Source organism: Achromobacter sp. DMS1, from assembly GCF_001270295.1.
The window spans coordinates 1-6,765 of sequence record NZ_LHSJ01000235.1 but is presented as its reverse complement, the minus strand read 5'-3'; the positions used below and the strand labels follow the sequence as shown (position 1 = coordinate 6,765).

Below are 6,765 nucleotides of genomic sequence, written 5' to 3'. Positions count from 1 at the left end.
GCTGCGCCAGCAGCATGGTGGGCGGCGCGGCCATTTCCAGCCCGTCGTCGCGCAGGCGCTTGAGCACGCTGAAGAGCAGGGCGCTGCGCACGCCGTAGGTGGCGCGCGGCGACGAGACATAGCCCTTGGCGCTGAAAATCAGGTGGCCGCTCTCGATGCCCTCCAGATAGACGTTCGGGGCTGGCGACTCCAGCACGTCCTCGTGTGTCTTGAAGACGTCCAGGACCCGTTCGCGGACCTGCTCGGCGTCGGTGGCCAGCGGCATGGGCAGCCGCAGCTGCACCAGCCCCAGCGGGTTGGACCGCGTCACGTTGCGCACGGTCTTGGTCACGAATTCGGAGTTGGGCACGATCACCGTGGAACGGTCTCCCATCTGGATTTCCGTGGCGCGCACATTGATGCGCAGGATGTCGCCTTCGACGCCGCCGAGCGACACCCAGTCGCCGACCTTGACCGGGCGTTCGGCGAGCAGGATCAGGCCCGACACGAAGTTCTGCACCACGGCCTGCAGGCCGAAACCGATGCCCACCGACAGCGCGCTGGCGATCCAGGCCACCCGCTCCAGCCCGATGCCCGCCGCCGAGAGCGCCAGCGCCACGGCCAGCACGAAACCCGCATAGCCGAAGAGCGTGGCGGCCGACAGCTGCATGCCGGGGTCGAGTTCGGTGGTGGGCAGATAGCGGGTGCGCAGCCAGCGCTTGAGCATTTTCACGCTCAGCAGCGACACGGCCAGCACCAGCAGCGCCTGCAGCAGCGCGCCCGGCCGGATCTGCGCTTCGCCAATGGCCAGGCCCTTGCGCAACTGGTCGAAACGCTGCAGCAGGTCCATCGGCCCTTCGCCGAACGGCGCCACCAGCAGCATGAGCGCGAGCAGCCCCACCGCCACCCGGCCCAGGCCGGACAGCAGCACGGCAGCCTGGTCGCGCAGGCTGGGGCCTTCCGACTCGCTGGACTGCCCGCTGCCCAGCAGCGTGCTGAAACCGTCCTCGATCAGCACGGAAAGCAGATAGGCGGTGCCCAGCACCATCAGCACCCAGAGCACCTGCTTGGTGAGGAAGCTGCCGAAAGCCACATAGCCCGCGAGCAGGCTGCACAGGCTGATGACGAGCACCGTCCAGATCGCCACGTTCAAGGCCGACACCCAGAACGGAACCGCGGACTCGCCGTCTTCGCGCTGCGCCTTCAGCCGCAGCCGCCGGCCGGCGTTCAGGGCAGCGGCCAGCGTCAGCATGATGAGCACCGCCACGATGCCGGTCACCGTAATGGTCGTGGTGAGGCTGGCGTTCAGCAGCACCGGCAGCCGCTCGGCCAGCCAGGTCAGCGCAACCAGCACGCCCACGGCATTGGGCACCCAGCGCAGCCGGCGCGCCACCTCGTCGCCAATCGGCGGCAGCCGCCACGACGGCCGTCGCGGCGACATGAGCGCATTGCCCAGGCCCGCGGCATAACCGCCGAACGCGGCGATCGCGATCATGTTGGCCGTCAGCGTGATGCTGGCGGTGTCGTTCCATTGCGAATTCCAGTCCAGCGCCACGTAGAGCAGCAGGGCGATCAGTCCCGGCGTGGCCGTGGACAGCGCCACCTGCGCCATCGCCAGGAAGGAGCGCCGCAGACGCCCTGGCGGCACGCGCGTGGCGGTCAGGTGCAGCAGCAGCCGGCCGATGCCCACGCGCACCGCGAGCGTCAGCGCGATCAGCCCGCCCACCAGCAGCCAGGCCCATGCCGGCGTCTGCCTGGCGGCATTGGCCAGGTCCTCGCCCACCGAATCCAGACGCTCCAGGTCTCGCGGAAACTCTTCGTGGAATTCCTGCCAGAACTGGCCGGCCAGGAAAGAGTCGCGCCGCTCGCCCAGGCGGGCCTGGAACAGCTTGCGGCGCTGCGCCGAAATCTGTTCGGCGGTTTGCGCGGCGTCTACCGACAACAGGCGGGCCAGCTTGATCTGGGCGTCCAGCGCGCGGCTGGTCTTTTCGAGCTGCGCGCGCTGCGCGGCCACGTCAGGCGCTTCCTTGCCGTTCTCCGGCGCGGGGCCCAGTTCGCTCAGCCTGGCTGTTACGGCGGCGAGCTGGGGCGCCAGCGCCTCGGCGGCCGCATCGGCCTTGGACTGGATGTCCAGCGCGTTGCCGCGCTGCTCCACCATGTCCGCGTCGTCCGCTTCGTCGGGAATGTGCTTGCGTATGTCGTCGATCTGCTTGCGCGCGGCCGCGAGCTGGGCTTCGGTTTCCTGCGGGGTCGGGGGCGCCGCGTGCGCGGCCAGCGCGCCGAACGCCAGAAGCAGGGCAGCCAGCCAGGCGGCGGCCAGGACCCCGAGGGAGGGGCGGCGCGCGCGTGGGGGGCGATAGGAATAAAGGGGCATCATGTCTGTGGAAATGCGAGTCGCTCGCCAGCTGGCGGCAGCATACCAAGCCGGAGGCGGAACGGTGCAACAAAAAATGCCTCGCGCCGCGCCTGCCGCGCGGACTCGCTGCCCCTCGGGCGGGCGCTTCTCGCCTTGGGACGGCCCGGCGGCAAGGAGCCGCTTCCGCGGCTTCCTCGCACCGGGGCGGCAATGCCGGCTTACGACCCCTACGTTTGGATTCAAATGCGGGGCGCGCCGGACCGCGCGCGGGCGGTCTGGCCCAGCACGGCGTCGCAGACCTCCAGCCATGCCCGGGCCGCATGGGAAAGGTAGCCCGGGGCGCGGGAAACCGGGGCGCGCCAGATGTGGCCCACTTCCCATTGCATGGCCGAGCGCGCCAGCCGCGCCGTGCTCAGCCCGCGCGTCTTCATGCGCTGCACGAGCGGTTCGGGCAGCAGGGCCGCGCCCAGGCCGGCCGAGGCCAGGGACACCAGGAAATCCCAGTGCGCGCTTTGCGCGGCGATGCGCGGCTCGATGCCCGCGGCCGCAAAGCCCTGTCGCAGGCGGCGCGTCATGGCGAAATCATCGGTAGGGATCAGCAGCCGGGTATCGCGCAGCGCCGTCAGCGGCAGCGACTTCTTGCCGGCCCAGGGCGAATCCGGCGGCCCGACGACCCACACGGGATAACTGCCGAAAGGGCGGACTTCCAGGCCGCTGTCCGGCGCCACGGGCAGGATGGTGGCGCCCACTTCCAGCTCGCCGTCTCCCACCAGCGTTTCCACCGCGCGGCCCGTTCCTTCGCGCAGGGTCAGGCGCACGGCGGGGTGCAGTTCGCGGAAACGCTTCACCACGGGCGTGAACAGCAGATTGATCATGGGCGGAATGCCCACCTCCAGCTCGCCGCGCCGCAGGTCGGAGGTTTCTCGGATTTCCTCGCCCAGCTGCCGCATGGCTTCCAGCACCTGCTGGCCGCGCTGGTACATCACCCGTCCGGTGTCGGTGGGGCGGGCCGTGTGCCCGTCGCGCACCAGCAGCTGGGTGCCGGCTTCTTCCTCGAGCTGCCGGATCATCTTGCTCACGGTGGACTGCGTCACGAAGAGCGCCCGGGCCGCCTTCGTGAAGCTTGCATGCCTGACCGTTTCGACGAAATAGCGCAGCGCGCGCACGTCCATTGCCGCCCATCCTCTCCGCGGATTTCACGCGGCCTGATCCAAATAATGAAAAAAACGACTCAATTGAATGATTTTAAGTCATTACGTGATTTGGCATTCCCCTTCCTATACTGGCGCCGAGATATTCCCGCCGGGTTCGGCCCGCCGCGGGACAGCCAGGAAACGCCGCGACAGACGGTGCCCGGACGCGACGGCCAGGCCGCGCGCCCGACCGCTAGCCGCCGGCCTCGTATTGGAGACACCCCATGCATACCGACCGCATCCGCCATCCCGGCCTGCAAGACCGCATCACCAGCGCCGAACAGGCTGCCCTGCTCGTCAGGAACGGCATGACCGTGGGCATGAGCGGCTTCACTCGCGCCGGAGATTGCAAGTCCGTGCCGGCGGCCATCGCCAGCCGGGCCGAGCGCGAGCCCTTGTCCATGACGCTGATCACTGGCGCCTCGCTGGGCCACGACACCGACAAGCTGCTGGCGCAGGCCAATGCGCTCGCCCGCCGCATGCCGTTCCAGGTGGACACCACGCTGCGCCGCAAGATCAACGAAGGCGGCGTGGCGTTCATCGACCAGCACCTGTCCGAGACGGCCGAACTGCTGCGGGCCGGCCACATCGGGCCCGTGGATATCGCCATCATCGAGGCCGCCGCCATTACGGAAAGCGGAGCCATCGTGCCCACCATGTCGGTGGGCAACTCCGCATCCTTCGTCCAGCAGGCGCGGCAGGTCATCGTCGAACTCAACCTGAGCGTGCCGGCCGGCATCGAAGGGCTGCACGACATCTACGTGCCCGCGGACCGCCCCGGCCGCGAGCCGATTCCGCTCACGGCGGTGGACCAGCGCATCGGCACGCCGTATATCGAAGTGGATCCGGCCCGCATCGCGGCCATCGTCGTCACGCAGGAGCCCGACAGCCCGTCCAACGCTTTGCCGCCGGACGAGGAAACCAACGCCATCGCGAATCACATCAACACGTTCCTGCGCGCCGAAGTGGCCGCGGGGCGGCTGGGCAGCTCGCTGCTGCCGCTGCAGGCTGGCATAGGCACCATCGCCAATGCCGTGCTGCACGGATTCGCGGACTCGGATTTCGAGCGGCTGGCGATGTACTCGGAGGTGCTGCAGGACAGCGCCATCGAACTGCTGGACCAGGGCAAGCTCGCCTTCGCCTCGGCGTCTTCCATCACGGTGTCCCGGCCCGTGTACGAGAAAATCCTCGCCAATATCGAGCACTACCGCGAGCGCATCGTGCTGCGCCCGCAGGAAATCAGCAATGCCCCCGAACTGGTGCGCCGCCTGGGCATCATCGCCATCAACACCGCGCTGGAGTTCGATATCTACGGCAACGTGAACTCCACCCACGTGGGCGGCACCCACATGATGAACGGCATCGGCGGCTCCGGCGATTTTGCGCGCAACGCGCACCTGGCCATCTTCGTGTCCAAGTCCATCGCCAAGAACGGCGACATCTCCAGCGTCGTGCCCATGGTGTCGCACGTGGATCACACCGAGCATGACGTGGACGTGCTGGTCACCGAGTGCGGGCTGGCCGACCTGCGCGGCCTGGCGCCGCGCGAACGGGCGCGCGCCATCATCCGCCACTGTGTGCATCCCGCATACCGCGACGCGCTCGAAGACTACTTCGAGCGCGCCTGCCGGCGCGGCGGGCAGACGCCGCACCTGCTCGAAGAGGCGTTCTCCTGGCACCAGCGGTTCGGCGAGACGGGCTCCATGCTGCCCCGCGCCGAATCCCGCGCGCGCAAAGCGGCCTGAGCGCTTCAGCGCCTGCCGCCGCGCGGCGCCGGCAGCGCCGAGCGGGGCAATGAAGTCACCAGGCTGCTGCGGGAGCGTTCCAGCTCGTCGCGCAGCCAGGCGCGCAAGGCCAGCAGCGGCGGCCATTCCCGCAGGCTGGGGCGGTAGACCAGGTGATATCCCTGCGTCAGTTCATGGTTCACGCCGATCGGCGACAGGCGCACCAGCTTGCCCGCGCAGATCGCGTCGGCCGCCAGCAGCTCGCGTCCCAGCGCGATGCCCAGCCCCTGTTCCGCCGCCTGCAGCATCAGCCCCGCGTCGTTGAACGACGCCACCGGGTTCACCGGCTGGTTCAGGCCCGCCGCCTTGAACCAGATCTGCCATAGTTCCTTCTCGCCCAGCAGCGGCAGCGTCGCCAGCGTTTCCGGCCGCGTGTCGGGCAGGGCTTGCGCGGTTTCCGGGCAGCCCAGCACGATGAGCGGCAGCGGCTCGTCGAACAGGGGCTCGGACTCCACGCCGGGCCACGGCCCCTCGCCGGAACGCAGCGCGGCGTGAAACCCGTCGCGGTACAGGTCCGCAACCTGCTGCGACGTCTCGATTTCCAGCGACAGGTCGGGGTGGCGTTCGCGCCAGCGCGCCATGCGCGGTAACAGCCAGCGCTGCGCGAAAGAGGGCAGTACCGACACCCGCAATGTCTGCGCGCCGCCCCGGGCCACCGCGCCCGCCGCCATCAGTCCCTCCTCCAGCGTGGCCAGCGCGCTCTGCACGCTGCACAGCAGGGCGGACCCGGCCGCATTGAGCACGATGCCGCGGCCGTTGCGTTCGAACAATTCGTATCCCAGACGGGATTCCAGCAGCTTGATCTGCTGGCTGACGGCCCCGTGTGTCAGATGCAGGCGCTGCGCGGCGGCCCGCAGGTTCTGCGATTCGGCCACAGCGCGAAACGCCGGCAGGGTATGGAGAGGAAGCCGCATGGACAAATCCTGGCACACGCTAAATTGGTTAGGGTTTCTATCCAATTATGCCAAAAACATTCGATATTCAGGGCAGGTATGGACGGTTAGCCTAACCATACCAGATCACCGAAGGAGACTCATCATGTGCACGCCCTCGAAGTCGATCCCTCTTGATTGCCGCGGCGGCGCCGCGGCGCGCCCCGTACCGAACGCGGCCGGGTGGCTGGCCCGGGCCCTCGACGTGCTGCGCCGCACGCGCATGAGGCGCCGGATGATCGCCCAGGCCGTGGAAATGGACGACTTCCAGCTCAGGGACATCGGCGCTCCCTGCTGGCTGGTCAACGAAGCCTGGGGCCGGCGCGAGCTGCAGCGCGTGCGCGACGCGCACCTGTTGCTCTGGTGAAGCGCAGGCGTAGAGGGCTTTCGCGGCTCCTATATATAGAGAGGAAGAAAAGGGAGCCGCCCGCCGGCAGCGATTGATGGCAGCCGCGCGACAGTTTTAAAATCTGTGCTATAGTCTCGCTCCCTTGCCGCTGGGCCCGGAAATTGAAGCGGGG

5 protein-coding genes are annotated in these 6,765 nt (G+C 68.6%); 2 read left to right on the top strand and 3 right to left on the bottom strand.

Features of this window, described 5'->3' with window-relative positions; all coding sequences use genetic code 11:
• The coding region (locus AD428_RS20900; protein WP_235491046.1) for a DUF3772 domain-containing protein at positions 1 to 2,353 on the bottom strand (2,353 nt) is incomplete at its 3' end.
• Positions 2,354 to 2,574: 221 nt separating this feature from the next.
• Entirely contained in the window at positions 2,575 to 3,507 is a 933-nt protein-coding gene (locus AD428_RS20895) for a LysR family transcriptional regulator (protein ID WP_053246453.1), read from the bottom strand.
• Between the two features lie 245 nt (positions 3,508 to 3,752).
• On the opposite strand from AD428_RS20895, the gene AD428_RS20890 reads away from it, so the two are divergent.
• Complete coding sequence (locus tag AD428_RS20890; RefSeq protein WP_053246452.1) at positions 3,753 to 5,273, top strand: acetyl-CoA hydrolase/transferase family protein; 1,521 nt, start codon at positions 3,753 to 3,755, stop codon at positions 5,271 to 5,273.
• A 5-nt stretch (positions 5,274 to 5,278) separates the two neighbouring features.
• On the opposite strand, the gene AD428_RS20885 is transcribed toward AD428_RS20890, so the two are convergent.
• Positions 5,279 to 6,226 carry a LysR substrate-binding domain-containing protein gene (locus tag AD428_RS20885; protein WP_053246451.1) on the bottom strand — a complete coding sequence of 316 codons (948 nt, stop codon included), beginning with the start codon at positions 6,224 to 6,226 and terminating at the stop codon, positions 5,279 to 5,281.
• A gap of 124 nt (positions 6,227 to 6,350) precedes the next feature.
• Between AD428_RS20885 and AD428_RS28480 the strand changes: the two genes are divergently transcribed.
• A complete protein-coding gene (locus AD428_RS28480) occupies positions 6,351 to 6,611 on the top strand; it encodes a hypothetical protein (RefSeq protein WP_053246450.1) in 261 nt (86 codons plus the stop codon).
• The last annotated feature ends 154 nt before the right edge of the window (positions 6,612 to 6,765 follow it).